Annotated in this window: 22 protein-coding genes; 15 read left to right on the top strand and 7 right to left on the bottom strand. The window is 64.9% G+C overall.

Translation table 11 applies throughout. From position 1 onward, the window contains the following. The 7 genes from MNQ99_RS02425 (at position 1) to MNQ99_RS02455 (ending at position 7,937) form a co-directional block, all read left to right on the top strand. Positions 1 to 900, top strand: a complete 900-nt coding sequence (locus MNQ99_RS02425) for an amidohydrolase family protein (protein WP_241914303.1) — start codon at positions 1 to 3, stop codon at positions 898 to 900. Further along, entirely contained in the window at positions 900 to 2,111 is a 1,212-nt protein-coding gene (locus tag MNQ99_RS02430) for an acyl-CoA dehydrogenase family protein (protein ID WP_422387484.1), read from the top strand. The genes MNQ99_RS02425 and MNQ99_RS02430 overlap by 1 nt, the downstream gene beginning before the upstream one ends. A gap of 34 nt (positions 2,112 to 2,145) precedes the next feature. Next, on the top strand, positions 2,146 to 2,601 hold the full coding sequence (locus MNQ99_RS02435; protein WP_127512316.1) for a MaoC family dehydratase: 456 nt from the start codon (positions 2,146 to 2,148) through the stop codon (positions 2,599 to 2,601). 161 nt (positions 2,602 to 2,762) lie between these two features. Continuing rightward, entirely contained in the window at positions 2,763 to 3,758 is a 996-nt protein-coding gene (locus tag MNQ99_RS02440; RefSeq protein ID WP_127512317.1) for an ABC transporter substrate-binding protein, read from the top strand. Between the two features lie 204 nt (positions 3,759 to 3,962). After that, a complete protein-coding gene (locus MNQ99_RS02445) occupies positions 3,963 to 4,958 on the top strand; it encodes an ABC transporter substrate-binding protein (protein ID WP_241914304.1) in 996 nt (331 codons plus the stop codon). Between the two features lie 185 nt (positions 4,959 to 5,143). After that, complete coding sequence (locus MNQ99_RS02450; RefSeq protein ID WP_127512319.1) at positions 5,144 to 6,151, top strand: ABC transporter substrate-binding protein; 1,008 nt, start codon at positions 5,144 to 5,146, stop codon at positions 6,149 to 6,151. 208 nt (positions 6,152 to 6,359) lie between these two features. Next, positions 6,360 to 7,937, top strand: a complete 1,578-nt coding sequence (locus MNQ99_RS02455) for an acyl-CoA synthetase (RefSeq protein ID WP_241914305.1) — start codon at positions 6,360 to 6,362, stop codon at positions 7,935 to 7,937. Positions 7,938 to 8,060: 123 nt separating this feature from the next. On the opposite strand, the gene MNQ99_RS02460 is transcribed toward MNQ99_RS02455, so the two are convergent. Beyond that, a complete protein-coding gene (locus MNQ99_RS02460; RefSeq protein WP_241914306.1) occupies positions 8,061 to 8,681 on the bottom strand; it encodes a PadR family transcriptional regulator in 621 nt (206 codons plus the stop codon). A gap of 224 nt (positions 8,682 to 8,905) precedes the next feature. Here MNQ99_RS02460 and MNQ99_RS02465 point away from each other — a divergent pair, with 224 nt between their 5' ends. Together MNQ99_RS02465 and MNQ99_RS02470 are read left to right on the top strand one after the other, a co-directional pair. Continuing rightward, positions 8,906 to 9,970: an aromatic ring-hydroxylating oxygenase subunit alpha gene (locus MNQ99_RS02465; protein WP_241915243.1), complete on the top strand. Its 1,065-nt coding sequence runs from the start codon at positions 8,906 to 8,908 to the stop codon at positions 9,968 to 9,970. A gap of 20 nt (positions 9,971 to 9,990) precedes the next feature. Next, positions 9,991 to 11,004, top strand: a complete 1,014-nt coding sequence (locus tag MNQ99_RS02470; RefSeq protein ID WP_241914307.1) for a PDR/VanB family oxidoreductase — start codon at positions 9,991 to 9,993, stop codon at positions 11,002 to 11,004. A gap of 159 nt (positions 11,005 to 11,163) precedes the next feature. On the opposite strand, the gene MNQ99_RS02475 is transcribed toward MNQ99_RS02470, so the two are convergent. Both MNQ99_RS02475 and MNQ99_RS02480 read right to left on the bottom strand, forming a co-directional pair. After that, on the bottom strand, positions 11,164 to 11,907 hold the full coding sequence (locus MNQ99_RS02475; protein WP_241914308.1) for a maleylpyruvate isomerase family mycothiol-dependent enzyme: 744 nt from the start codon (positions 11,905 to 11,907) through the stop codon (positions 11,164 to 11,166). 215 nt (positions 11,908 to 12,122) lie between these two features. Further along, entirely contained in the window at positions 12,123 to 13,430 is a 1,308-nt protein-coding gene (locus MNQ99_RS02480) for an MFS transporter (RefSeq protein ID WP_241914309.1), read from the bottom strand. Between the two features lie 160 nt (positions 13,431 to 13,590). Here MNQ99_RS02480 and MNQ99_RS02485 point away from each other — a divergent pair, with 160 nt between their 5' ends. Then, positions 13,591 to 14,457, top strand: coding sequence for a methylenetetrahydrofolate reductase (locus MNQ99_RS02485; protein WP_127512325.1), 867 nt, complete (start codon positions 13,591 to 13,593; stop codon positions 14,455 to 14,457). 373 nt (positions 14,458 to 14,830) lie between these two features. Continuing rightward, positions 14,831 to 15,130 (top strand): hypothetical protein, encoded by a 300-nt coding sequence (locus MNQ99_RS02490; RefSeq protein WP_127512326.1) that lies wholly within the window; start codon positions 14,831 to 14,833, stop codon positions 15,128 to 15,130. Positions 15,131 to 15,337: 207 nt separating this feature from the next. Here MNQ99_RS02490 and ligM read toward each other — a convergent pair whose 3' ends face one another. Beyond that, positions 15,338 to 16,744, bottom strand: a complete 1,407-nt coding sequence (gene ligM / locus MNQ99_RS02495) for a vanillate/3-O-methylgallate O-demethylase (RefSeq protein WP_241914310.1) — start codon at positions 16,742 to 16,744, stop codon at positions 15,338 to 15,340. A gap of 238 nt (positions 16,745 to 16,982) precedes the next feature. On the opposite strand from ligM, the gene MNQ99_RS02500 reads away from it, so the two are divergent. Further along, a complete protein-coding gene (locus tag MNQ99_RS02500; RefSeq protein ID WP_241914311.1) occupies positions 16,983 to 17,273 on the top strand; it encodes a DUF1540 domain-containing protein in 291 nt (96 codons plus the stop codon). A gap of 171 nt (positions 17,274 to 17,444) precedes the next feature. On the opposite strand, the gene putP is transcribed toward MNQ99_RS02500, so the two are convergent. Beyond that, positions 17,445 to 18,956: a sodium/proline symporter PutP gene (gene putP, locus MNQ99_RS02505; protein ID WP_277883586.1), complete on the bottom strand. Its 1,512-nt coding sequence runs from the start codon at positions 18,954 to 18,956 to the stop codon at positions 17,445 to 17,447. Between the two features lie 232 nt (positions 18,957 to 19,188). Here putP and MNQ99_RS02510 point away from each other — a divergent pair, with 232 nt between their 5' ends. Both MNQ99_RS02510 and MNQ99_RS02515 read left to right on the top strand, forming a co-directional pair. Beyond that, positions 19,189 to 20,922 (top strand): ABC transporter ATP-binding protein, encoded by a 1,734-nt coding sequence (locus MNQ99_RS02510; protein WP_241914312.1) that lies wholly within the window; start codon positions 19,189 to 19,191, stop codon positions 20,920 to 20,922. Continuing rightward, entirely contained in the window at positions 20,919 to 22,958 is a 2,040-nt protein-coding gene (locus tag MNQ99_RS02515; protein ID WP_422387485.1) for an ABC transporter ATP-binding protein, read from the top strand. Before MNQ99_RS02510 ends, MNQ99_RS02515 begins: the two co-directional genes overlap by 4 nt. Before the next feature lie 76 nt (positions 22,959 to 23,034). Here the strand turns inward: MNQ99_RS02515 and MNQ99_RS02520 are convergent, their stop codons facing one another. Both MNQ99_RS02520 and MNQ99_RS02525 read right to left on the bottom strand, forming a co-directional pair. Further along, a complete protein-coding gene (locus MNQ99_RS02520; protein ID WP_241914313.1) occupies positions 23,035 to 23,826 on the bottom strand; it encodes an IclR family transcriptional regulator domain-containing protein in 792 nt (263 codons plus the stop codon). A gap of 63 nt (positions 23,827 to 23,889) precedes the next feature. Further along, complete coding sequence (locus MNQ99_RS02525) at positions 23,890 to 24,513, bottom strand: cob(I)yrinic acid a,c-diamide adenosyltransferase (protein WP_241914314.1); 624 nt, start codon at positions 24,511 to 24,513, stop codon at positions 23,890 to 23,892. A gap of 89 nt (positions 24,514 to 24,602) precedes the next feature. Between MNQ99_RS02525 and MNQ99_RS02530 the strand changes: the two genes are divergently transcribed. Beyond that, positions 24,603 to 26,366: a BCCT family transporter gene (locus MNQ99_RS02530; RefSeq protein ID WP_241914315.1), complete on the top strand. Its 1,764-nt coding sequence runs from the start codon at positions 24,603 to 24,605 to the stop codon at positions 26,364 to 26,366. The last annotated feature ends 69 nt before the right edge of the window (positions 26,367 to 26,435 follow it).

The raw sequence follows: 26,435 nt of genomic DNA on the forward strand, positions 1-26,435 counted from the left end.
ATGGCACCCACGCGCTACGAACTGGGCCTGGACGTCGCCTCGCTGACCGCGATCGACATGCATGTGCATATCGAGATCGACGGCCACGGGCACGTCTCGCTGCCGCAGGACCTGATGGACGCCTCGAGCAAGTACTTCAAGGCCGAGGAGCGGACCCCGTCGCTCGATGCGATCGCGGCGACTTACCGGGAGCTCAAGATGGCGGCCGTGGTGTTCACCGTGGACGCCCGGACCCGATTGAAGCACCAGCCGAACAGCATCGAGGACATTGCCGAGGGCGCGGCCCGGAACAACGACGTGCTGATCCCGTTCGGCTCGGTTGATCCGCTCACCGGTGCCGAAGCGATCGACCGGGCCAAACAGCTGGTCGAGGACTACGGGGTCCGCGGGTTCAAGTTCCATCCGAGCCTGCAGGGGTTCAACCCGTCCGATGAACGGTATTACCCGCTGTGGGAGGCGCTGCAGTCGCTCGGCCTGCCGGCGGTGTTCCACACCGGTCAGAACGGCATGGGGGCCGGCACGCCTGGGGGATCCGGGATCAAGCTGGGTTACTCCAACCCGCTGCTGCTGGACGAGATCGCCGCGGACTTCCCCCAGTTCCAGATCATCATGGCGCACCCGTCGGTGCCGTGGCAGGACGAGGCCAACTCGATCGCCACGCACAAGTCGAACGTGTTCATTGACCTGTCCGGCTGGTCGCCCAAGTACTTCCCGGAATCGCTGGTGAAGCTGTCCAACTCCGTGCTGCAGGACAAGGTGCTCTTCGGCACCGACTACCCGCTGATCACCCCGCAGAAGTGGCTGGGTGCCTTCGCGGACCTGCCGCTGAAGGACGAGGTGCGTCCGAAGATCCTCAAGGGCAACGCCGTGCGTCTGCTCGGGCTGGACGGGGCGCAGTGATGAGCGCCGTCGCCGAAGAAAGGGCCGGGACCATGGCCGAACAGTTCTACCCGTCCGACCAGTACGGTTACGCCACGCTGCTGACCGACGCCGAGCGCAGCGTCCTCAGCCGGCTGCGCGCGGTGCTTGAGGAGCAGGTCCACCCGCTGCTGGCCGACTACTGGGAACAGGGCGAGTTTCCGTACCAGATTGCCCAGCCGCTCTACGACCTGGACCTGATGGCTCCGGCGGAGCTGACCGAAGGCGGCGCCAAGCCGTCCGGGCTGTATGCGGGCTTCCGCAACTTCGAACTCGCCCGGACGGACGCGTCTGTTGCCACGTTCTACAACGCACAGTCAGGGCTGTTCCGCACGGCAGTCAACCTGGGCGGCAGCGCCGAGCAGGCGGCCCATCTGGACCCGAAGATCCGCAGCTTTGAATTCAAGGGCGTTTTCGCGCTGACCGAACCGGAACATGGGTCTGACATCGCCGGCGGCCTGGAGACAAGTGCCCGGCGCGACGGCGATGAGTGGGTTATCGACGGCGCCAAGCGCTGGATCGGCGGTGCGGTTACCGCAGACGTGCTGGCCATCTTCGCCCGCGACCAGGCCGACGGCCAGGTCAAGTGCTTCCTGGTGCCGACCGATGCCGCCGGCGTCGAGCTTTCCAAAATACTGCGGAAGACGTCGCTGCGGATGATGCAGAACGCGGACATCACGCTGGCCGGCGTGCGCGTCCCGGACTCAGCCCGGCTGCAGAATGTGAACTCGTTCGCGGACGTGGCCTCGCTGCTGCGGAACATGCGCTCGGACGTGGCCTGGATCGCCACCGGCGTCCAGGCGGGCGCCTACGAGGCCGCGCTGCGCTACGTCAAGGAGCGGAAGCAGTTCGGCAAGCCGCTGGCCGGCTTCCAGCTGATCCAGGAGAAGCTGGCCACCATGCTCGGGAACGTCACCGCGTCGCTCGGCATGGCGGTGCGGCTGACCCAGCAGCAGGAGGAAGGCATCTACAAGGACGAGAACTCCGCCTTGGCCAAGATGTTCTGCAGCGCCCGGATGCGCGAAACCGTCGCCCTGGCGCGCGAAGTGGTCGGAGGCAACGGCATCACGCTGGACACCGACGTCGCGCGCTTCCACGCCGACGCAGAGGCCGTCTATTCCTACGAGGGCACGCACGAGATCAACGCCCTGATCGTCGGCCGGGCCATCACCGGCACCGGCGCATTCCGCTAGACCACATCAGCAACACCTTCCCTAAGGAGCAACCATGAGCAACACCGTCGTCAACTTCGAAGATCTGCCCGGCCTGGTCGGCAAGGACCTCGGTTACACCGACTACCGCGAGATCACCCAGGACCAGATCAACACCTTCGCGGACGCTACCGATGACCACCAGTGGATTCATACTGACGTGGAGAAGGCCAAAGAAGGCCCCTTCGGTGCGCCGATCGCCCACGGCTTCCTGACCCTGTCCCTGGTCATCCCGCTGTGGAGCGAACTGTTCGACGTCGAAGGCGTCAAGACCAAGGTCAATTACGGGCTGGACCGGGTGCGCTTCACGAATCCGGTCAAGGCCGGTTCCAAGGTCCGCATGCACTCCACGATCTCCGAGGTCACCGAAGTCAAGGGCGGCGTGCAGATCAAGACCAACAACACCATCGAGATCGAGGGCGAGGAACGTCCCGCGGTCATCGCCGAGTTCCTTGCGCGCTTCTACGTCTGATAGTTAGGCCGCGTCCGGCCGCGCAGCTGGGCGAGTATTACAAACAGGCCACAACTATTGATTTATTCAACTATTGTATCTACGTTGTACTTAGCTGTGGTGCTGGTCACAGTCAGCTCCCGATGGTCGGGGGACGGCACCACGGAACACAAGGAGCATTCATGAAGAAGCATTTGGCTAAACTTCTGGCTGGCGGCGCCATCGCGGCATTGGCGCTGACCGGTTGCGGATCCGGCTCTCCGTCCGGGTCCAACGAAGCCCCGGCCGCCGAGTCCGGCGCCGCCGACAGCGGTCTGACCAAGATCACCGTAGGTGTCCTGCCGATTGCCCCGTCCGCCGCCATGCAATACGGCATCGATGAAGGCATCTTTGAAAAGCACGGGCTCGACGTCGAGCTCCAGACGGGGCAGGGCGGCGCGGCAATGCTGCCGGCCGTTTCCACCGGCACGATGAACTTCGCCGTGGGTAACCCGCTGTCGGTGATGACCGCAGTGGACAAGGGCCTGGACATGAACATCGTCACCGGCTACAGCAACTCCAAGGCCGAGGGCGACGACATCAACGCGGTCATCGTCAAGGCTGATTCCGGCATCGAGGACTTCTCGGATCTGGAAGGCAAGACCACCTCCGTCAACACGCTCAAGACCCAGGGCGACCTGACCATTATGGAATCGGCTGCAATCGACGGGGGAGACCCGTCCAAGCTGAAGTTCAGTGAAATGCCTTTCCCTGACATGGAAGCCCAGCTGGAGCGCGGCAACGTCGACGCCATCTGGGTGCCGGAACCGTTCCAGTCGAAGGCCCTGGCTAATAAGGACTACAAGCTGCTGGGCTACCCGAACCAGAAGGCATTGCCGGGCCTGCCGACCATGGTCACCTTCACCAGCGGCAGCTATGCCGACCAGAATGCGGAGATCGTGGCCGACTTCAAGGCGGCCGTTTCGGAAACCCTTACTGCCGCGGAAGCGGATCCGGCCGGCGTCCGCGCTGTCTTGCCGGAATTCATGGGCATGCCTGAAGAAGTTGCGAAAAACCTGAAGATGGAAACGTTCGACGGCGAAGTCCCCGTCGACGTGCTCAGTGACATGGGCGAGCTGATGGTCAAGTACAAGTACGTGGACAACCAGCCGGATGTGCCGGCCATGGTTGTGCAGTAGTTCGATTCAGCATTGAGCAGGGGCGGTTCCCGGTATGCCAGGGGCCGCCCCTGCGGCGTGTGATGCCATGGCGGCACGGAGGGGCCGGGCGGCCCTCAAAGAATTAGCTGCATTTGACGGGGCTGGTCAGCCCATACGGTGGCCTGACAGAAGGCCGCTGCCTAGACTCCCAAGAAGCCGTGAAACCACACGAGGGAGTGCATTATGAAGCGACTTGTCACCATGGTCTGTGCCGCCGCCGTCGCGGCAATGCTGGCGGCCTGCGGCGGAGGATCGCCGTCCGGGCAGTCGGTGGCAACTGACGACGCCGGTTCGCCGGCACAGGGGCTGACCGCAGTGACAGTGGGTGCGATTCCGATCGCCGATGTGGCTCCCATCCACCTGGGCAAGGCCAAAGGGTTCTTCGAAGAGGAAGGGCTCGACCTGACCATCGAGAACACCACCGGCGGTGCCGTCTCTGTCCCCGGCGTGGTGAGCGGCAGTTTCGACTTCGCCTTCGGCAACACCGTCTCGCTGATGGTGGCCCGCGACCAGGGGCTGGACCTGAAATACGTGGTTAACGGAACCCGTGCCTCCAACGAGGATGCCGTCGACTTCGCTGGAGTAGTGGTGGCAGAGGATTCGGACATCCAAACGGCCACCGATCTGGAAGGCAAGACTGTCTCCTCCAACAATCTGGCCAATATCGGCGACACCACCGTCCGGACTGCCGTGGACAAGGCCGGCGGGGACGGCTCCAGCCTGAAGTTCGTGGAAGTGGCCTTCCCTGACGCGCTGGCCGCTGTGGAGAACGGCCAGGTGGACGCCGCACTCATCCTGGAGCCGTTCCTGACCTCCGCGATCAAGAGCGGGGCGCGGGTAGTGTCCTGGCCGTACCGGGAAACCCACCCCAACCTGGATATTGGCGGCTACTTCACCTCCGCGGACAAGATCAAGCAGGATCCGGAATTGGTGGAGAAGTTCACCGCGGCGATGACCAAGTCGATGAACTATGCCCAAGAGAACCCGGACGAGGTCCGGAAGATCATCGGCACTTACACCAAGACCGATCCGGCGCTGCTGGAGGAAATTGTGCTGCCGCGCTTCGACCCGGAGTTCGACCGGGACGCCGCCCAGACGCTCGCGGAAGCGACGCTGAAGTACGGCACCGTCGACAATGAAGTAGACCTCGACGCCCTGCTGCCGGCAGGAACCCAGTGATGCCGTAGCAGCAGTTGTCGGTTCCGCCGGCTGCTAGGCGCACGAGTCGGCCGCACCGGCCATGCCACGTCGAGCCGACGGCGGTAGGCGCGCCGTTGATAACAATCCGGATGCTTCGTTGACGTCGACCACTATGGACGTAGATACTGTGAGTGAGCTGGGGCACATTCGTGCATTCTGGAGTGATGGAGAGGGAATCCGTGAAGAAAATCAGGGCAGCAGTGGCACTGGCGGCGGTGCTGGCATTGACGGCGTGCGGCGGTGGAAGCCCGTCGGGCGGTGGCGGGGAAACAGCTCCCGCGGGCGGCGGCGAAGCGTCAGGCGGAATGACGAAAATCAACGTGGGTGTCATCCCCATCGTGGACGTAGCACCGATCTACCTGGGTAAAGAGGAGGGCTTCTTCGAAGAGGAGGGGCTGGACCTGGAGCTGACCTTGGCGCAGGGTGGTGCGGCCATCATTCCGGCCATCACCAGCGGCCAGATGGACTTCGGCTTCAGCAACGTCACTTCTTTGGTCATCGCCCGATCTAAAGGGCTGGACATGAAGATGGTTGCCAACGGCGTCGCGACAACGGGCGACCGGGATAAGGATTTCGCCGCTGTCATGGTGAAGCCGGACAGTGGCATCAAAGACATCCCCGACCTCGTGGGCAAGCGGATCGGTGTTAACACGCTCAATAACATCAGCGATTCCACTATCCGGGAGGCTGTTGAGCAGTCCGGTGGCGATTCGTCCAACCTGAACTTCGTGGAAATGCCGTTCCCGGACATGCCGGCGGCCCTGGCGAACGACCAGGTGGACGCGATTGCCGCCGTCGAGCCGTTCGCGACCATTGTGGCAGGCGACGGCGCCGTGCCGGTCTTCTCCAACTATGCGTATCCGGTCAAGGATCTGACCGTCGCTGCCTACTTCACCTCGGACAAGAACGCGCAGGAGAAGCCGGAAGTCACCGAAGCGTTTGTCCGCGCCATGAAGAAGTCGCTGGCCTTCGCCGATGAGAATCCTGACAAGGTCCGCGAGATCCTGCCCACGTACACGAAGCTGGATCCGGCCACCATTGAGAAGCTGACCCTGCCGAAGTTCCCGCAGGAAGTGAACGCCGACTCGATCCAGGAGATCGCCGACATCTCGCTGAAGAACGGGCTGATCGAAGAAATTCCGGATATGAAGGCGCTGCTGCCGCAGCAGTAGGACCCGCACCAAAGCGTCGATGATGCCTCTTCCCTGGCGGAAGGGGCATCATCGTTGTCTGCGGCCATCCCGGAATTATGGGAAGGCAATCTCAACTATTGACTTTTTCAACTAAAACGCATTAGGTTGAAGGGGTGATGCTGTGATGCGCTTCACGGCGGCTCCGCTGGGTAGCCCGGGCGCCGGGTACGTCGAAAGGGTTTGAACGATGCAGAATCAGGGGCTCGGTGCCTGGATCCACAAGCGCCGCATGAAGTCCGCGGCCAAGACCGCGATCATTAGCACCGCGGGCGAGATGAGCTACGGCGCATTTGCCGAGCGCGTCGATCGGCTGGCCAATGCGCTGGCGGACCGCGGCATCGCCCAGGGTGACCGGGTGGCCTACCTGGGCGAGAACCACCCGGCCTTTTTGGAGACTTTCTTTGCCTGCGGCACCCTGGGCGCGATTTTCGTTCCGCTGAACACCCGCTTGGCGCCGCCTGAGGTCCAGTTCGCCCTGCAGGACTCCGGCAGCAGCATCCTCATCCATGCCCGCACGTTGGAGCCGCTGGCCGTGCGCGGCAGCTCCCTGCTGGGCATCACTCACCGGATCGTGGTCGAGGACGGTCCCGCGGGAAACGGGAACGGTGGTTCCGCCGGAAACGCAACGGAGGCAGGCGGGCAGGGCACCGCCGTCGAGCTGTTGGAAGAGGTTATTGGATCCGGCAGCGAGGAGCGCCGGGACGTGGCCGTCTCGCTCGATGATCCGGCCATGATCCTCTACACCTCCGGCACCACCGGCCGGCCAAAGGGTGCGCTGCTCACGCACGGCAACATGACCTGGAACAGCATCAATGTGCTGGTGGATTTCGACATGGCCAGCACCGACGTGGCGCTGATGATCGCGCCGATGTTCCACGTTGCATCGCTGGGCATGGGCGTGCTGCCGGCACTGCTCAAGGGTGCCACCGTGGTGCTCGAGCCGAAGTTTGAACCCGGCCGGACCTTAATGCTAATCGAGAAGTACAAGGCCACCAGCATCAGCGGCGTGCCCACCACCTATCAACTGCTGTGCGAGCACCCCGACTGGGACAAGACCGACATCAGTTCGCTGAACAAGCTGACCTGCGGCGGCTCCGCGGTGCCGATGCGGGTGCTGGAGGCCTACGAGGCCCGCGGGCTGTCCTTCACCAACGGCTACGGCATGACGGAGACAGCGCCCGGCGCCACCACGCTGGCCGCGGAGAAGTCGCGCCCGAAGGCCGGGTCCGCGGGACTTCCGCACTTCTTCACCGACATCCGGATTGCCGACCCGATGGGCGATGTGCTGCCGGCGCGCGAAGTGGGCGAGGTCCAGATTTCCGGTCCCAACGTGATCCGCGAGTACTGGAACCGGCCCGATGCCACGGTCGAAAGCTATGCCGACGGCGTCTGGTTCAAGTCCGGCGACATGGGCTACGTGGACGAAGACGGCTTTCTGTTCATTTCCGACCGGCTCAAGGACATGATCATCTCCGGCGGCGAGAACATTTATCCGGCCGAAGTGGAGCAGGTCATTCTGGAGTTGGAGGCGGTCAGCAGTGCGGCCGTGATCGGTGTTCCGGACGAAAAGTGGGGCGAAGTCCCGCGCGCGGTGGTGACCGTCCGCGAAGGCTTTGCGGTGACCGCCGAGGATATCCAGCAGCATCTGGACGGGCGGCTGGCCCGCTACAAGATCCCCAAGTCCGTGGTGATTGTGGAGGACCTGCCGCGGACGGCCAGCGGCAAGATCCGCAAGGCCGACCTGCGCAAGGAATACTCCAACTAGCCTGCCGGTGGCCGGGTGCCGCGGCTCGTACCCGCTGCGGCTGACGACGGCGGTGCCCGGCTCCGTCCTGCGGCTGACGACGGCGGTGCCCGGCTCCGTCCTCTTCCGGAACCGGGCATCGGGCTACTTCTTGGCGCCGGCCGCCTGCCGGGAGCCCGGCCGGTTCGCGTAGAGCTGGTCGATCAGGTCCAGCCCGTGCTGGGCCCAAGCGATCTCCTGGTCGGCCCGGGCCACAAGGCCTTCATACGTGAAGCGTTTGAAGGCCTTGACCCGGTCGCGGTCGGCTTCGGGCGTGCCGGCCAGGCGGCGGTTGAGCATTTCGCTGCGGTCCTGGTCGATCTCCCGGATCCGCTGCTCCCATTGCTGGCGCAGGCCCGTGTGGTGTTCAATGTGCGCGCGCATCTGCTCACGCGCCGCTTCGGGCGCGGCCCATTCAAGGTAGGCGGCCTTCAAGTGAGCTGGATCCCGCACCCGGGTGTACTCGAGGGTGGTGTTCATCCAGTCCCGGAACGCCTCCACGCCGGCATTGGTGATGTGGTATCGACGCTTCTTACCGCGCTGGCCCCAAGTGACCTCCTCGCCCTCGAGCAGGCCTTCCTTCTCCATCCGCCGCAGCTCCGGGTAGATCTGCGAGTCCGGAGCGTGCCACACGTGCCCCACCGAGGACTCGAATTCCTTGTAGAGGTCGTAGCCGGTCATGGGTTCAACGCTGAGCAGCGCCAGCAAGGCGTAGCGGAGACTCATTGATCCAACTTTCTTGTCGACTGTGTTGCCAATCACTATATCCATCGATAGTCTGAGATTCACGCCACTATCTATTTTGATAGTTAGTTAGCGGATCCGGAGACGGCACCGCCATCGGGCAAATATAACTGAGCCAGCGTCACTGCTGATGTCGGCTCGCGCTACCGGAAGGAACAGTTGTGACTGCTGCTGTGCAGACCGCCAGCTCCACCACCCATAAGGTCATGGGCCACCCGCTGAACGCGTGGTACGTGGCGGGCTGGGACCACGAGGTCACCCGCAAGCCGATGGCCCGGCGGATCGCCAACCGGCCGCTGGCGCTGTACCGCACCGAGGACGGCAAGGCCGTGGCGCTCGCCGACGCCTGCTGGCACCGGCTGGCGCCGCTCTCCATGGGCAAGACCATGGGCAAGGACGGGATCCAGTGTCCGTACCACGGCATCGTCTACAACTCGGCCGGGCGGTGCGTCTCAATGCCGGCGCAGGAGACCATCAACCCCTCGGCCACGGTGCCGTCCTTTCCGGTGGTGGAGCGCCACCGGTACGTCTGGGTGTGGCTGGGCGACCCGACGCAGGCCGATCCGGATCTGGTCCCGGACATGCACCAGATGGACTCGCCCGAATGGGCGGGCGACGGCGAGACCATCCACGCCGACTGCAATTACCAGTTGGTGCTGGACAACCTGATGGATCTGACCCACGAAGAGTTCGTGCACTCGTCGTCCATCGGGCAGGAGGAGCTCAGCGAGTCCGACTTCGTGGTTTCCCATGAGGGCAACACCGTCACCGTGACGCGCTGGATGCACAACATTGACGCGCCGCCGTTCTGGCTGAAGAACATGCGGGATAAGTTTCCCGGATTCGAAGGCAAGGTGGACCGCTGGCAGATCATCACCTTCCAGGCCCCGTCCACCATCTGCATCGACGTCGGCGTGGCCAAGGCCGGCACCGGTGCGCCGGAGGGAGACCGCAGCCAGGGAGTAAACGGTTTCGTGATGAACACGATCTCGCCGGAGACCGACAGGTCCTGCCACTATTTCTGGGCGTTCATGCGCAACTACCGGTTGGACAGCCAGCTGATCACCACCCAGCTGCGGGACGGCGTACACGGCGTGTTCGGCGAGGATGAGGAGATGCTCAAGGCGCAGCAGCAGGCCATCGACGCCAATCCGGACTACGAGTTCTACAACCTGAACATCGACGCCGGCGGCATGTGGGTGCGCCGGCTGATCGAGCGGATGTTGGTGGCCGAAGGCCGGATGGCTTCCGCCGTCCAGGCCGGCATCTGAAGGAAGGTGTAGACGGCAACATGGCAGCAACAAACGTAGAAGTCTGGCAGCACGCCACCGTGGTGGACGTGCAGGACGTGGCGGCCGGCATCCGCCGCATCGTGCTGGAACCGGCCCTGCCAAAGACCGCAGAACCGGGAGCGCACATCGACCTGAAGGTGCGGATTGCCGGCCAGGAGGATAGACGGTCCTACTCCATCGTGGACTCGGCCGACGGCGGACGCCGCCTCGCGCTGAGTGTGCTGAAGGCCCCGGCTTCCCGGGGTGGATCGGAATTTATGCACACGCTGGCCGCCGGCGACACGCTGGAGGTCACCCAGCCGCTGCAGAACTTCCCGCTGCGGGTCGGGGCCGAGCAGTACATCCTGTTGGCCGGCGGCATCGGCGTGACCGCGATGATCAACATGGCCCGTGTGCTCAAGGCCGTGAAGGCCGATTACCGGATGGTGTATGCCGGCCGCAGCCGCGATGCGATGGCCTATCTGGACCGGCTGCGCGAGGAGCACGGGGACCGGTTGCAGGTCCACGTGGACGATGAAGCCACGTCGCTGCAGGTGGGCGAACTGGTGGTCGGCGCGGACATGGATACCGAGCTATACATGTGCGGGCCGATCCGCCTGATGGACGCGGTCCGCCGGGCCTGGACGGAACGCGAACTGCCGGTGGCGAACCTGCGCTACGAGACCTTCGGCAACAGCGGCTGGTACGACCCGGAGGAGTTCGTGGTGAGGATCCCGCGGTTGGGCATCGAGGCCACGGTCGGCCAGGGCCGCTCGATGCTCGAGGCCCTCGAAGAGGCCGGCGCGGACATGATGTTCGACTGCCGCAAGGGCGAGTGCGGGCTCTGCGAAGTGCGTGTCCTGGCCCTGGACGGCGCGATCGACCACCGGGACGTCTTCTACAGCGAACGCCAGCAGCATGCAGCGGAAAAGATGTGCTGCTGCGTCTCCCGGGCCGTCACCTCCGGCACCGGCGCGCAATCCGACGCCGTCCCCGGCCGCGGCCCGGCCGTCGTCACCATCGACGTATCCTGACCGTCCGCTTGGTCGACAACCTGAGCACGGTGATCGACCAAAGGCGCTTGCGCCTGCGTGGAGATCCGCGGCGATAGTGTCGCCACGCGCTTCGCTTGGTCGACAACCGGGCGCTTGCGCCTGCGTGGCGATCCGGCCGAATGGCCACTGCCGCCCGACCTAAATCCAGCGCGGTGCTTGGGGCACGTCCGTCCTGTTCGAGGTGATGCCGTGCGTGGACCGACCGGCAGCCCAGCCGGTGATGTCCGGCAGGGTGCCGGTAATGATTTCCGGGGCTGCCGCCGCGGTGTCGCCGAGTTGCGTAACGCCGCCTGAGCCCAGGACTTCCAGACGAAGGTCTCTGTCGTCGCCACGATGGTGCCAGGCTCCGGTGATGTCTCGGAGCAGGCGTTCGAGGACATCGGCGGGCACGTCGTCGAAGCTGGCGCCGTTGTCGAGGTCGACGGCGTGGATCCAGACTTCCCGGGTCCGCATCCACACGGTTTCGGAGGCCGGGACGGTGCGGCCCTGGGCGGTTTTGACCTCATGCCGCCACGCTTCTTGCGCTGTGTCCCGCCATTTGGCACTGAGGTCTGTGGCGGAGTGTTCATAGAGGTTGCGCAACTCGATGGGAGAGAGCGTGGCACCATAGTCGATTTCCTCGTTCCGGGCCTGCCAGGAGGAATACATCGGTGTTTCCACACCGGTGTTGGCCCACTCGATCAACCGTGCGATGGCGCGGGCGTTGTAGCCGATATGGGCGATGACGTGACGGCGGGTCCAGCCGGGCAGCAGCGATGGCGCGTCGAGGTCGTGGTCGGAGAGCTCGTTGAGCTTGCGGCCGAAAAAGGCGGTGCCGCGGCGGGCTGTCAGCAGCGCGCTGTTGAGGTCCGGGTCCTGGGTGAGGTCCTGGCGTGCAACCATCGATCCTCCTGCAAAGGTGGCGGCGCGGCCCGCTTGCACGGGCGGCGCCTGGCGGTTCGGTTTCCGCTACTGTCCCAAAAAGGTCCTGTCCCCTTGCTCAAGCGTAGCGCTCGGAGTGCCGCGGGCTCGGGGCAAGGAGGGGAGGTTCGTAGCGCCGAGGGCAACGGCGGCACCCAGGAGAGCGCGCCGTCGTCGTTGGGTGTTGAGGTTTGCCGCTAGGCGCTGGCCGGCTCCACCGGTTCCAGTTTGCGTTCCAGCGGGTGCTCGATCTCGTCCTTCAACATGCCGCCGAAGGTGAGCGCCAGCACCGCCAGGAGCGGCAGGGCCAGGCCCACCAGCAGGAAGATCAGCCAGATCGGCACCACTTCGCCCAGCGGGCCGGCCAGCGCCATGGACACCGGCATCAGGGCGAGCGAGACGAAGAAATCGAGGCTGGAAATGCGGCCGAGCAGGTGCGACGGCACCCTGCGCTGCAGCAACGTTCCCCAGATCACCTGGCCCGCGCTGCCGGTGGCCCCGACCACGAACAGCGCCACGGCCATCACCCAGAAGCTGTCGGTGAAGCCAATGACCGCGATAGGCAAGGCGCCCGCACCCCAGCACAACAGCATCACGGAGAGGTAGCGCCTGGGCAGCCGCAGGGACGCGGTGATCAAGGCCCCCACCGCACCGCCGATACCGAAGATACCGAGCAGGAATCCGAAGGTTTTCGAGTCCCCGCCCAATTGGTCGGCGACGGCGAAAGGCAGCAGCACCTCGATCGGGCCGATGAAAATGAGCACGCTCACGACAGCCCACAGCAGCGTCCACAGCAGCCAGGGAGTCTTCAGGGTGTAGGACACGCCCTCGCGCAGGTCGGCCAGGACGGAGCTGCGCTTGGCCGTGGGCTCGTCCTCAGCGGAGACGGACGCGGCGGTGCCCGGATCCGGAACCAGCTCCTGGCCCAGGAAGTTCAGGATGACCAGCGCGGCCAGATGGCACAGCGAGATCCAGCCGATGGCTGCCCCGGGCGAGAAGGACGCGACGACCATTCCCGCTACGGCAGGGCCCGCGGCCTGCTGCAGCAGCGGACGCATGGTGCCTTCCATGCCGTTGGCCGCCAGCAGGTCCTCGGCTGGCAGGATCCTGGGCAGGATGGCCGAGTAGGCGGGGAAGAAGAAGGCTGCTCCCACACCCAGCAGGAAAGCCGCCGCGGCCAGATGCCACAGCTGCAGCAGCCCGGTCATGGCAAGCAACGTCACGGCAGCGATGGCCACCAGGTTGGCGGCCTCGACGCTGATGATCAGGCGGCGGCGCGGAAGCCTGTCGGCCGCGATGCCGCCCATCAGCACGAAGGCCAGCAGTCCGATGCTAGAGCAGGTGGCGACGAGCGAGAGCTGGATGGGGCCGCCGCCCAGCGCAATGACCTGGTAGACCATGGCCACGGCCCACATGCCAGTGCCGAATACCGAGATGGCCAGGGCCGAAATGAGGACCCGGTAGTTGCGGTGGGCGAAGGGCCTCAGCACGCGGGGCGTGGACATGGTGGTTCCTGTAGTTAGAAGGGAAGGCCTCAACAGTATCCGCCCAGTGATTGAGAAAAGCAAATCACTCCCAACCCTCTATGTCCGTAGTGGGTTTGCGGCTAGACTCGCAGCAGGCCGGACAGAAGTGACCGGCACCACAGGTGGAAGGACTTAGATCATGGCCGACCCGAAACACGCTGTATCGGACGCTGCCCGTGCGTTGCTCGACGACTTCTCGCTGGAGATGACCGGTAAGGATGTTCCGGCACTGGAAGACGCGGCCGGCACGATTCCTCCGGGCACGCTGATCAACGTGACGTTCCTGGGGAACGAGGACCTGCCCATGCGAGTTTCCGCGGCCGCTGCGGTGAAGCGGCACGGCTTCGTGCCGGTGCCGCACGTGTCCGCCCGACGGTTGGCGTCGCAGGCGGAGCTGGAGGATTTTCTGCGGGCCTTGTCCGCCGACGCTGCCCCCGAGGATGTTTTTGTGGTTGGCGGGGATCCGGCGGAACCGATGGGCCCCTTTGCGGACTCGCTGGAAGTGATCCGCAGCGGATTGCTGCCCAAGTACGGCATCCGCCGGGTGGGCATCAGCGGTTATCCGGAAGGCCACCCGGATATTTCCGACGACGTGCTGTGGAAGGCGCTGGAGGACAAATACGCCGAATTGCAGCAGCAGAACCTGGAGTCGGTCATCATCACCCAGTTCGGCTTCGACGCCGATCCGGTGTTCGAGTGGCTGGCGGAGGTCCGCCGCCGCGGGATCAATGCGCCGGTGCGGATCGGCGTCCCGGGGCCGGCCGGGGTTAAGCGGCTGCTGAACTATGCCAAGCGCTTCGGTGTGGCCTCCTCGGCCGGGATTGTGCACAAGTACGGGTTCTCGCTGACCAACTTGCTGGGCACCGCCGGGCCGGACAAGTTTCTGGAGGAATTCGCCAGCCGCTACAACCCCGCCGTCCATGGCACGGTGAAGCTGCACTTCTACACCTTCGGCGGGATGAAGGCCACCGCGGAATGGGTCGAGGGCTTCCGCGGCGGACGGTGACGGGCGGACGGTTACGGGCTTTCGCGGGCGGCCGGTGACGGGCTTTCGCGGGCGGACGGTGACGGGTTGTCGCCGCGAAGCTGTCCACGTTCAGGCGGATTTGTCCATCTTTTGGTGCACCGTGACGCCCTGACAAGGGACGATGCTTGAGCCGGTCACAAGACATGGACAGCGCCGCTCTTTGGCGGCGCTCGCCGGAGTTGAGGGCGGATTGGAATGGACTTGAGGCCGGATTAGGTCACTCGATGGTCCCGCTCCAGCCGGCCGGAAGGGCTCCGAGCGAGCGTGATGCGCGGATCCCGGCCCTGTTGCACGTGGCGGCTCTGTGATTAGGTGAAGTTAAGGCGCACGGGCGCCTGACAGGAGGAGTTCCATGAGCGAGCAAATCAACAATCCGGACCGCTACGACCGGAAGGACCGGGACGAGAGCGCGGGCGAAACGTCTCGGGATGAAGAGGTGCTGGCGCCGGGTGAAATACCCCCGGACGCCAAACAGGGTCTGGCCAACGTCTACGGCGACGCCGATCGGACCGCCATTGATGACCCCGTCAGCGCGCCTGGCCCCGAGGACGCCGCCGCCATTGAGCACATGGAACAGCACTACAGCGTCCGCGAGACCGAGTCGGGCGAGCGCTACGTCGAGGAGACGGTCCTGCCGGAGGATGGCGACTGACAGACGCGTCCGGCCTGGGTTCGCTGGGGATTGCCGGCGACGCGGGCCAACCGCCAGTTCATCGCTGATGCGCCCGCCGGCGACGCGGGTCAACGAACGGCCAGCTGATGCGCCGGCCCGCGTCCCATTAACCCAAGCGGCGGGGAGGGTGCCCAGAGGCACCCTCCCCGCCGTTCGTCGTCGTGCCCCCTGAGGAGCAGCCGGACGTCAGGCCTGCTTGCCGGAGCGCCAGCCGCCCGGGTAGTCCTGGCGGACCGCCGAGGAGTACGGTACCGGGCTGACGATGGCGCGCACGTTCAGCTGCTGGTGCGGCTCCACGGTGGTCTTGCGGGACCCGCCGTCGGGTTCGCCCCAGACCACGGTGACTTCGGTGCCCTCCGGCACGTCCGCGTCCACGGTTGCCAAGGACAGTCCCTTCTTCTCGTTCGCGGAGTAGCCGGTGAACATGGACAGGCCGATCGTCTCGCCCGCGGCGTCCAGCACGGCGTCGTAGTTCGACGAGCCGTAGTTGGCCAGCGGCAGGTCGAAGTACTTGTACGACGTGCCGTCGGCGTCGAAGAGCGAGGCGAAGATCTTGGCCAGGTCCTCGGCGTTCCACTCGAGCGTGACCTTCTTGCGCTGCGTTGCCGGATCGATCTTCTCGAGTGCCTCGCGGCCAATGAAGTCGTGGTCGAACTTCACCATGTGGCCGTAGCCGAGCTCCCACGGGTTCAGGTAGTAGTCCTCGATCTTGTCTGAGACAAAGCTGCCCGCCACGGCGTTGACCGCCTCGTAGCTGTCGGCGCCGAGCCACTCGCGGTAGGGGCGCAGCTCCTCGCCGGTGTAGATGGCCGGCAGCGGCGACGGGATCCAGCCGGATTCCAGCGTGTTGGACGGGTAGGCACGGGAGCCGACGGCGAGCATGTCGAACTCCTGGCCCGCCTCCAGGATGGTGTCGCGGATCTGGTCATAGGTCTCATACGGCCCCCAGATCTCCAGGCCCGGGGCCCCGGCCATGCCGTGGCGCAGGGTATGGACCTGGCGGCCGGCCACCTGCATGTGGTCCATGTTGAAGAACTTCAGCTGCGCCACCGGGCCGCCGTTGACCTTCTCGATGATCTTCCAGGCGTTGGGGCCCTGGATCTGAAAGCGCCAGTACTTGCGCTTCACGGGCTGGCCCATGGGCCGCGACGGGGACCGGCGGTCCACCTCGATATCCACGTCGTAGCCGCCGGTTTCACCGTGGTAGATCAGCCAGTTGGCCGCAGGGGAGCGGCCCACGTAGACGTATTCGCCCTCGGCCTCGTGGAACAGGATGCCGTCGCCGATCACGTGTCCGGCCGGTGTGGTGGGAACGTACTGCTTGGCTTTGTTAACGGGGAAGTTGGCCACCGAGTTAATGGCCGTATCCGAAATTAGTTTCAGGGCGTCCTTGCCCTTGATGAACAGGTTGTCCATGTGGTGCGACTGGTCGAACAGCACGGCGCTCTCACGCCAGGCGCGCTGCTCGCTGCGCCAGTTGCTGAATTCAGGGGCGACGACGGGGTAGATGTAGGCGCCCAGCTGCGAGTTCCGCAGCATCTCGACGGTGTTGCCGGTTTGGTCCAGGACTTCCTGGAGGTTCTTTGCGCTCATGGGTACTTGTCCTCCTCGATGGCGGCTGGATTGTGATGCAGTACACAATCCCAAGACAGCACGACTCTATATCTATGGAGGTAGTTATGTCGACGGCTTTTACCCGGGCAACATTTGCCGGCCGGGAAATACGGCACGAAAATCTGCCTTTTTGATTGGCCGCAACAGGCATAGCGTGGACATGAGCCAGTTTGTCCAGGACGCCCGTCTAGGGCGACAGAAGCATGGAGGAACCGCCATGACCACAACAGCTCACGTAACCGATTGCAGCGTCACCAACTGCTCTTTCAATGACCACACCGAGTGCAACGCCGGGGCCATCACCGTTGCCGGCGGCGAAAACCACGCTGCCTGCGCCACGTTCATCGACACCGGAGTGCACGGCGGCTTGCCTAAGGTTTTGGCCGGAGTGGGCGCTTGCCAGCGCGCCGAATGCACGCACAACGACCACCTCATGTGCCAGGCCCCGGCGGTCCACGTGGGTCCCGGCGCCGATAACGCCGACTGCCTGACCTACACACACCGGTAGACGCGACCGTCCGGGCGACGGATAGTCCGGATACTTGGCGCCCGTCCCGGACGAGACCCGGGGCGCTCCCGTCCCGGACGACGGAATCCCCACCAACGCGACAGGCGCCCTTCCCGACGTCGCCAGTGGCGGTCGCAGGGCAGGGCGCCTGTGTGGACGGCTAGGGACGGGTTAGCGCTCGGCGGAAAGCATCGGAGCTTCTGCCGCATGGACCCGGTGGACGGCTTCGTCGAACTCCGCCTCGATCTCCGGTGAGGGCTTGTGCGTCAGGAGGCTGACGACGACGGCAACGACCACGTTGAGGATGAAGCCCGGAACAATCTCGTACATGGTGTCGGACAGCGCCGACGTGCCCCAGACGAAGACCGTTGCCGCACCGGCCACCATGCCGGAGAGCGCGCCGGCCACGGTGAGCTTCCGCCAGAACAGGGACAGGATGATGGTCGGGCCGAACGAGGCGCCGAACCCTGCCCAAGCGAAGGCCACCAAACCCAAGATGGTGTCGTTGCGGGCCCAGGCCAGGATGCCGGCCACAATCGCGACTACCAGCACACCCATCCGGCCGAGCATCACCTGGGTCTTCGCCGGTGCATGCGTTCGCGCGAAGATCTTGTACAGGTCCTCCACCAAGGCCGAGGAGCAGACGATCAGCTGCGAGGAGACGGTGCTCATGATCGCCGCCAGTACGGCCGCCAGCACAAAACCTGCGACGAACGGATGGAACAGGATCTGGGACAGGTCCAGGAAGACCGACTCGGCCGACTTGGCGTCCGTGAGGACCACGTCCGGGTTCTGCTGCAAGTAGGCCACGCCAACCAGCGCGGTGGCCACGGCACCCAGGACGGTCAGGAGCATCCAGCCGATGCCGATCCGCCGGGCGGCTTTCGCCTCGCCGGGCGTGCGAAGCGCCATGAAGCGGACGATGATGTGCGGCTGTCCGAAGTAGCCCAGCCCCCACGCGGCAGCCGAGATGCCGGCGACGGCACCGCCGGTGAACAGGCTCAGGTGGTTCGGGTCCACCTGCCGGATGGATTCGATGGTGGCGCCGAGGCCGCCGGTGGCGGAGACTCCCACGATCGGCACCAGCAGCAGGGCGGCGAACATCAGCAGACCCTGGGCGACGTCGGTGTAGCTCGCGCCGAGGAAGCCGCCGAACAAGGTGTACAGCACCGTGACGCCGCCAACCACCAGCATGCCGACCTCATAGGAAGAACCGAAGGACGATTCGAAGAAGATGCCGCCGGCCACCATGCCGGAGGAAACGTAGAAGGTGAAGAACACCAGAATGATCACGCCGGAGACAACCCGCAGCAGGTGCGACCGGTCCTTCAGTCGGTTCTCCAGGAAGCTGGGAACAGTGATCGAGTCATTGGATACTTCGGTGTAGGAACGCAACCGCGGGGCCACGAACTTCCAGTTGAGCCAGGCGCCGATGGTCAGGCCGATCGCAATCCACGCCTCGAACAGGCCGCCGACGTAGAGCGCGCCCGGCAGCCCCATCAGCAGCCAGCCGGACATGTCCGAGGCGCCGGCGCTCAATGCCGCGACGCCCGGCTTGAGCCCGCGGCCGGCCAGCATGTAGTCGTCAAGATCGCTGGTGCGCCGATAGGCCCACCAGCCGATGGCCAGCATGCCTGCCATATAGATCAGCATCGCGATGATCTGGAAAATCTGGTCGTCCAAGATTGGGTCCTCCCCAAGTAGCGGTTTGGTGCGGCCCAGTATTCCAGCACGCGTACATATGACACCAGCCACAGTGCCGTCCGCCGCCCGATTCATGACAAAATCGTTTAATCACGCGAGGCGCGAGGGCGCTGAATCCCACCCTCCGATTGAGTTTCGCCAATCAGTGAAAAGGTGTAGCCTCTATCTGGCCTCACTTCAACCCTTTGCCCGAAAGTTGCGTCACATCCAGATGCTGCTCCGTTTAATTCGCCATTATGGCCGCCCATATCTTCCCCTCGTGTTTGCCGTGGTGGTGCTGCAGTTGATTGCCACCATCGCGGCGTTGTATCTGCCCAGCCTGAATGCCCAGATCATCGACGAGGGCGTAGCCCGTGGCGATACCGACTACATCTGGAGCACCGGCGGCGTGATGCTGACCGTCAGCTTTGTCCAAGTGGCCGCCGCGATCGCCGGCGTCTACTTCGGTTCCAAGGCCGCGATGGCGATGGGCCGCGACCTGCGCCGCGGTATCTTCCACAAGGTCACCGGGTTTTCCGCCCGCGAGGTTGGCCAGTTCGGCGCTCCCAGCCTGATCACCCGCGGCACCAACGATGTGCAGCAAGTGCAGATGCTGGTGCTGATGGGCCTGAACTTCATGGTGATGGCTCCCATCATGTGCGTGGGCGGCATCATCATGGCCGTTCGCGAAGACCTGCAATTGTCCTGGCTGGTGTGGGTCTCGGTTCCGCTGCTGTTCGTGGTGGTCGGTCTGCTGGTCTGGAAGCTGATGCCGCTCTTCCGGACTATGCAGGAGAAGATTGACGGCATCAACGGCGTGCTCCGCGAGCAGATCACCGGTATCCGCGTGGTCCGGGCCTTCGTCCGCGAGCCGTACGAGGCCAAGCGCTTCGAAAAGGCCAACCGTGAACTGACCGACGTCTCGCTCTCGGTCGGCAACCTGTTCGTGCTGATGTTCCCCTCGATCGGCATGATCCTGCACCTGGCCACGGCCGCGGTGCTGTGGTTCGGCGGCCTGCGCGTGGATGCCGGGGACATCCAGGTTGGTGCTTTGACAGCCTTCCTGCAGTACCTGCTGCAGATTCTGATGGCGGTGATGATGGGCACCTTCATGGCGATGATGATCCCGCGCGCCTCGGTCTGTGCGGAACGCATCGGTGAGGTGCTCGACGTCGAGCCCTCGGTGCATGAACCCACCAAGCCGGAGGCGGCGCGCGAGCCCGCCGGCGTGGTCGAGTTCCGCAACGTGACCTTCGCCTATCCCGGCGCCGAAGTGCCGGTGCTGCGCGATGTCAGCTTCACCGCCCGGCCCGGTCAGACGACGGCGATCATTGGCAGTACCGGCGCCGGCAAGAGCACGCTGATCAGCATGCTGCCGCGCTTGTTCGACGCCGGCAGCGGCGACGTGTTGATCGACGGCGTTCCGGTCACCCGGATGGCCCGGACCGACATCACCGACCGGGTTGCCCTGGTGCCGCAGCGGCCGTACCTCTTCTCCGGCACGGTGGCACATAACCTGCGCTTCGGCAATCCGGACGCGACGGACGCTGAACTCTGGGAGGCGTTGCGCGTGGCCCAGGGCGACGGCTTTGTCCGCGCCAAGGACCACGGGCTCGAGTCAGTGGTTTCGCAGGGCGGCACCAACGTCTCGGGCGGCCAGCGCCAGCGGCTGTGCATTGCCCGCGCGCTGGTGGCCCAGCCCAAGGTCTACCTTTTCGACGACTCGTTCTCTGCGCTGGACGTGGCAACCGACGCCAGGCTGCGGGCCGCGCTGAAGGGGACCACCAAGGACGCGACCGTGATCATCGTGGCCCAGCGCGTGGCCACGATCATCGAGGCGGACCAGATCCTGGTGATGGAGCACGGCCAGATTGTGGCCCGCGGCACCCACGAGCAGCTGTTGGAAAGTTCCGAAACCTACCAGGAAATTGTCAATTCGCAGACCGCGGTGGAGGAAGTGGCATGAGCCCGGACAGAGAAACCCAGTCCGAACTGGCCGCCGGGCCCGACCCGGTGACAGCGCCCACCCCGGCCGCTGCCGCGGAGGCCGAGGCCGAGATCCTGGAGGAGCAGTTCCAGCCGGGCGAGGCGGACCAGGACTTCATGACCGGGACCCCGGTCCGCAAGGCGCAGCACTTCTGGCCGTCCGCCAAACGCCTGTTCGGGTTGCTGAAGCCGGAGAAGGCCAGCATCGCCCTGGTGCTGGCCATGGTGGTGGTGGCCGTGGTGCTCAACGTGATTGCGCCCAAGGTACTGGGCAATGCCATGGACGTCATCTTCAACGGCGCGATCGGCATGAACCTGCCGGCCGGTGCCAGCCAGGCGGAAGTCATCGCCGGGCTCCGGGCACAGGGCCAGGACCAGTTCGCGGACCTGCTCTCCGGCATGGAACTGGTGCCCGGCGTGGGCATCGACTTCCAGCTGCTGGGCAACCTGATCCTGCTGGTGCTGGGGATGTACGTGGTCTCGTCGCTGTTCATGTGGCTGCAGGGCTGGTTGCTGAACCAGATCGTGATGCGGGTGGTCTTCGGCCTGCGCCGGGATGTGGAAGCCAAGCTGAACCGGCTTCCGCTGAACTATTTCGACACCCGCCAGCGCGGCGACATGCTCTCCCGGGTGACCAACGACGTCGACAATATCCAGCAGGCACTGCAGCAGGCCTTCGCACAGCTGATCATGTCAGCGCTGAGCCTGCTGGGCATCACCATCATGATGTTCATCGTGTCCTGGCAGTTGGCCCTGATCGCGTTGATCGCGCTGCCGCTGTCCGCCGTCGGCGCCGGCCTGATCGGCACCCGCAGCCAGAAACTGTTCACCGCACAGTGGAAGCACACCGGTGCGCTGAACGGACACATCGAGGAGTCCTTCAGCGGCCACGATCTGGTCCGCGCCTTCGGCCGCGAACAGCAGTCGGTGGAACAGTTCGACGAGAAGAACGATGAGCTGTACAAGGCCTCGTTCGGTGCGCAGTTCGTCTCCGGCATGATCATGCCGGTGATGCAGTTCATCTCCTACCTGAGCTACGTGGGCATCGCCGTGGTCGGCGGCCTGCGGGTGGCGTCGGGGTCCATGACCCTGGGCGACGCCACCGCGTTCATCCAGTACTCGCGCGAATTCAACCAGCCGCTGAGCCAGATGGCGGGCATGGCCAACATGCTGCAGTCCGGCGTTGCCTCAGCGGAGCGGGTTTTCGAACTGCTCGACGCCGATGAGCAGGAGCCGGACACGGCCACCGAGACACTGCCGGCCAAGACCGACGGGCACGTGGAGTTCCACAACGTCAGCTTCAGCTACACCGCGGACAAGCCGCTGATCGAGGACCTCTCCTTCTCGGCGGCCCCGGGGCAAACGGTGGCCATCGTGGGGCCGACGGGCGCGGGCAAGACCACGCTGGTGAACCTGGTGATGCGATTCTACGAACTGGACGCCGGCCGGATCACGCTGGACGGCGTGGACATCACCGCGCTCAGCCGGGCCGAACTGCGTTCCAAGGTGGGCATGGTGCTGCAGGACGCGTGGCTGTTCGGCGGCTCCATCTTCGACAACATCCGCTACGGCAACCTGGATGCCACCGAGGAAGAAGTCATGGCGGCGGCCAAGGCCACCTACGTGGACCGCTTTGTCCGGGCGCTGCCGGACGGCTATGACACGGTGATCGACGAAGAGGGCAACAACGTCTCCGCCGGCGAGAAGCAGCTGATCACCATCGCCCGGGCGTTCCTGGCCAACCCGTCGCTGCTGATCTTGGACGAGGCCACCAGCTCGGTGGACACACGCACCGAGCTGCTGGTCCAGCACGCGATGGCCGCGCTGCGCAGCGACCGGACCAGTTTTGTGATTGCGCACCGGCTCTCCACCATCCGGGACGCGGACGTGATCCTGGTGATGGAGGACGGCAAGATCGTGGAGCAGGGCAACCACGCCACGCTGCTGGCCGCCGAAGGCCCTTACTACCGGCTCTACATGTCCCAGTTCGCGGCGGCAGCGGATCCGGTGTCCTGATGCGCTGAACCACCGGATAACGACGGCGGTGCCCGGGTGAGGATTCGCATCCCACCTTCGGCGCCGCCGTCGTCCGTTAAACGGGGGTGCAGCCTTCGGCGATCTGCTCGGCGGCACGGCGGAGCAGCGGAAGATGGGCAGCGGTCGCCGCCAGGAGGGTGTCCGGAGTGGCCAGCATGTTGACGCCGACGGCGGCGACCACCGCTCCGGCAGCGTCCCTGACCGGCACGGAGACGGTGCGGTGGCCGGACTGTAGTTCGCTGTCGTTGACCGCATAGCCTTGCCGGCGGACCTGCTCGATCTCCAGCCGGAAGCGTTCGGTGCTGTCGATGGTCTGCTCGGTCAGCCGGCTGAATTGGCTGCCGTCCAGGGCGGCGCGGAATTCATCTTCGCTGAGTCCGGCCATCAAGACCTTGCCCATGGAGGAGGCGTGGGCCGGAATGCGGGCGCCGACGGTCAGCCCCGCGCGGATCATGCCGGGAACCCGGGTGGCCGCGATGCAGATGACGTCGCCGTCGGCCAGCACGCCGGCGGTGCACGGTTCCTCGAACTCGCCGGTTAACCATTCGACGCCCTGTCGGGAGGCCAGCACCAAGGGGGAGCCGGACAGGTAGCCGTAGCCCAGCTCCAGTGCCTGGTGGGTCAGCGCGAACTTCTCCCCGTGGCAGCGCACGTAGCCCAACTGGACCAGCGTCCGCAGCACCCTTGCGGTCGCCGCCCTGTTCAGCCCGGCCCGGGCAGCCACGTCGGCGGCACGCATGGACGGATTGCCGTGGTCGAACACGCTCAGCACGGACAGCCCGCGCGCCAAAGTGCGCACGGAGGTCTCGGTGCCGGCCCGGAGAGCGGGCTCGCTGGTGATGGTCATCACTGAAGAGGATACCCGGCCGGCCCTCTGGCCGTGATGCTCGTTACACCGTGCGTAGCGCCGTCAGTCGGTGCCGGCCTGGTCCTCAAGTACGCCCCGCACGGAGGACTCCGGAACCCACATCACGTCCCCGTGTTCGGCGTTGGCCGCCCGGCCCATCACGAACAGCAGACCCGAAAGCCGGTTGAGGTAGACCGCGGTCTCGCGGTTGACCACGTCGCCGTGTTCGTCCAGCGCCGCCCACACCGTGCGTTCGGCCCGCCGCACGGCCGTCCGGGCCTGGTAGAGCAGGGCGGCGGAAAGCGTTCCGCCGGGCAAAAGCATTCCGCTGAGATCGCCGGCTTCCTGCCTAAAGTGTTCCATGGCGCGTTCCAGCCGCTCCGCATGCTCCGGGATGATGCGGGCGTCCACCGGGAGGTCGCTGGGATACGGCACCTGCAGGTCGGCCATCAGGTCGAACAGGTCGTTCTGCACGCTGACCAGCATCGCGTTGACCTCGGGGGGCAGCCCACCGCCCGCCATGGCCACCGCTACGGCGGCGTTGGCCGCGTCCACCTCGGCGTGCCCGATCACCCTCAGGTCGTTCTTCGACACCTCGCCGTGACTGCCGAACAAGGTGCGGCCGGAGTCACCATAATGGTCGGGTTCCGCCTGGTTGTCCGCTGCAAATTCGCCACGTTCATTCATGCCTGCAACTATACTTACGAGACGTTTCACATCGAAGAGCCACAGGAAGCCCGGGGCTGCGCAACGCCCCGGTGACAAGAGTGAGGACCATGATGAGCAGCGAATACACCGGCCCCTTGCCGACCGTCTCCGAGGAATCGGACGACGGGAGGCGGGGCTGGCAAACCGTCGACAAGACGGTTTTCTTTGTTTCGGGCGGCATCATTGTCGTCGTTTGCCTGCTGGGCATTTTCTTTACGGAGCAGGTGACCGAAGTCGCCGGGGCCCTTCTCGGATGGGTGACCAGCACTTTCGGCTGGCTGTTCATCCTCGGGGCAACGGGCTTTGTGCTGTTTTCGCTGGTGCTTGCTTTTGGCCGGTACGGCAATATCCCGCTCTCGCGCGAGGGGGAGACGACCGAGTTTTCCACCCTGTCCTGGATCGCCATGATGTTCAGTGCGGGCATGGGCATCGGCCTGATGTTCTTCGGTGTCTATGAGCCGGTTACACATCTGGCCTCGCCGCCTCCTTTTGTGGATGCTGCCCCCGGATCGCCCGAGGCGGCGAACAGCGCCATGGCCTACACCCTCTTCCATTGGGGCCTGCATCCATGGGCCATCTACTCGGTGGTGGGCCTGGCGCTCGCTTATTCCACCTACCGAATGGGCCGGGGCAACCTGATGAGCTCGCCGTTCCAAGCGCTGTTCGGCAAGGAAAGGATCGAGAAAAAGGGCTGGGGGAAGCCTATCGATATCCTGGCGATCATCTGCACAAAGTTCGGTTCAGCGACCTCGCTGGGGCTTGGCGCACTGCAGATCGCCGCTGGCCTGGCGCTGCTGAGGACCGGCCAGTTCCAGGAAAACCCGGGAGCGGCTGCCCCCATCCTGATCATTTGTGTGCTGACCGTGGGCGTGGTGATTTCGGCTGCGAGCGGCGTCTCGCGCGGCATCAAATGGCTCAGCAACACGAACATGGTGCTGGCCGCCGTCCTGCTCGTGTTTGTTTTCGTCCTCGGCCCGACCGTCTTTATCCTTGACCTGGTGCCCGCTTCGATCGGTGACTACCTGGCCAACCTGGTGCCCATGAGTTTCCACTCGGCCGTCTTCGGCGGTACCGAATGGCTGGCCAGCTGGACCATCTTCTACTGGGCCTGGTGGATCTCCTGGACGCCGTTCGTAGGCACCTTCATTGCCAAGATTTCCCGCGGCCGGACGATCAAGGAGTTCGTCCTGGGCGTGCTGTTGGTCCCCACTTCGGTGAGCGTGATCTGGTTTTCCATCTTCGGCGGCGCCGGCATCTACCTGCAGCTGGGCGGAGAAGACATTGCCGGGGCCGGGAACGAGGCGGCCGCCTTCTTTGCTACGCTGCAGCACTATCCCTTCTTCATCGGTGCCGCCATCGTCGTGATGGTGTTGACCGCGGTGTTCTTTGTCAGTGGTGCGGACGCCGGCGCCGTGGTGCTCGGAACACTATCCTCCCGCGGCCGCAAAGAACCGTGGACGCCGTTGGTCATTCTCTGGGCCGTGCTCACCGGCGCGGTGGCGGCTGTACTGTTGTTCGTCGGCGGACTGAATGCCCTGCAGACTTTCACCATCCTGGCCTCGACACCGTTCGTGCTGATCATCATCGGGTTGTGCGTCTCGCTTTACGTGGACCTGCGTCGGGATCCGTTGCGGCAGCGGCGGATGGGGCCGGTGCGCGGCGCGGTCAGTGTGCCCACCACCGCGCCGTTTGCGGTGCCGACGACCTCCGAAATCGAGGTGGTCGACGTCGACCGAACAAAACGCATCGACGGTTCCGGCAGCACGGACCATCCCAAGGGTGGCCTGCCGGAAGACACCGGCGACGGTAGGAAACACGGGCACCATGCGTAGGTAAGTAAGACGGGACGGGGTCCGGCGAATGGTCGCCGGCCCCGCCCCCTTGCTTCAGGTTGTTGGCAG

This window comes from Arthrobacter sulfonylureivorans, from assembly GCF_022637435.1.
In the GTDB taxonomy this organism is placed as follows: domain Bacteria; phylum Actinomycetota; class Actinomycetes; order Actinomycetales; family Micrococcaceae; genus Crystallibacter; species Crystallibacter sulfonylureivorans.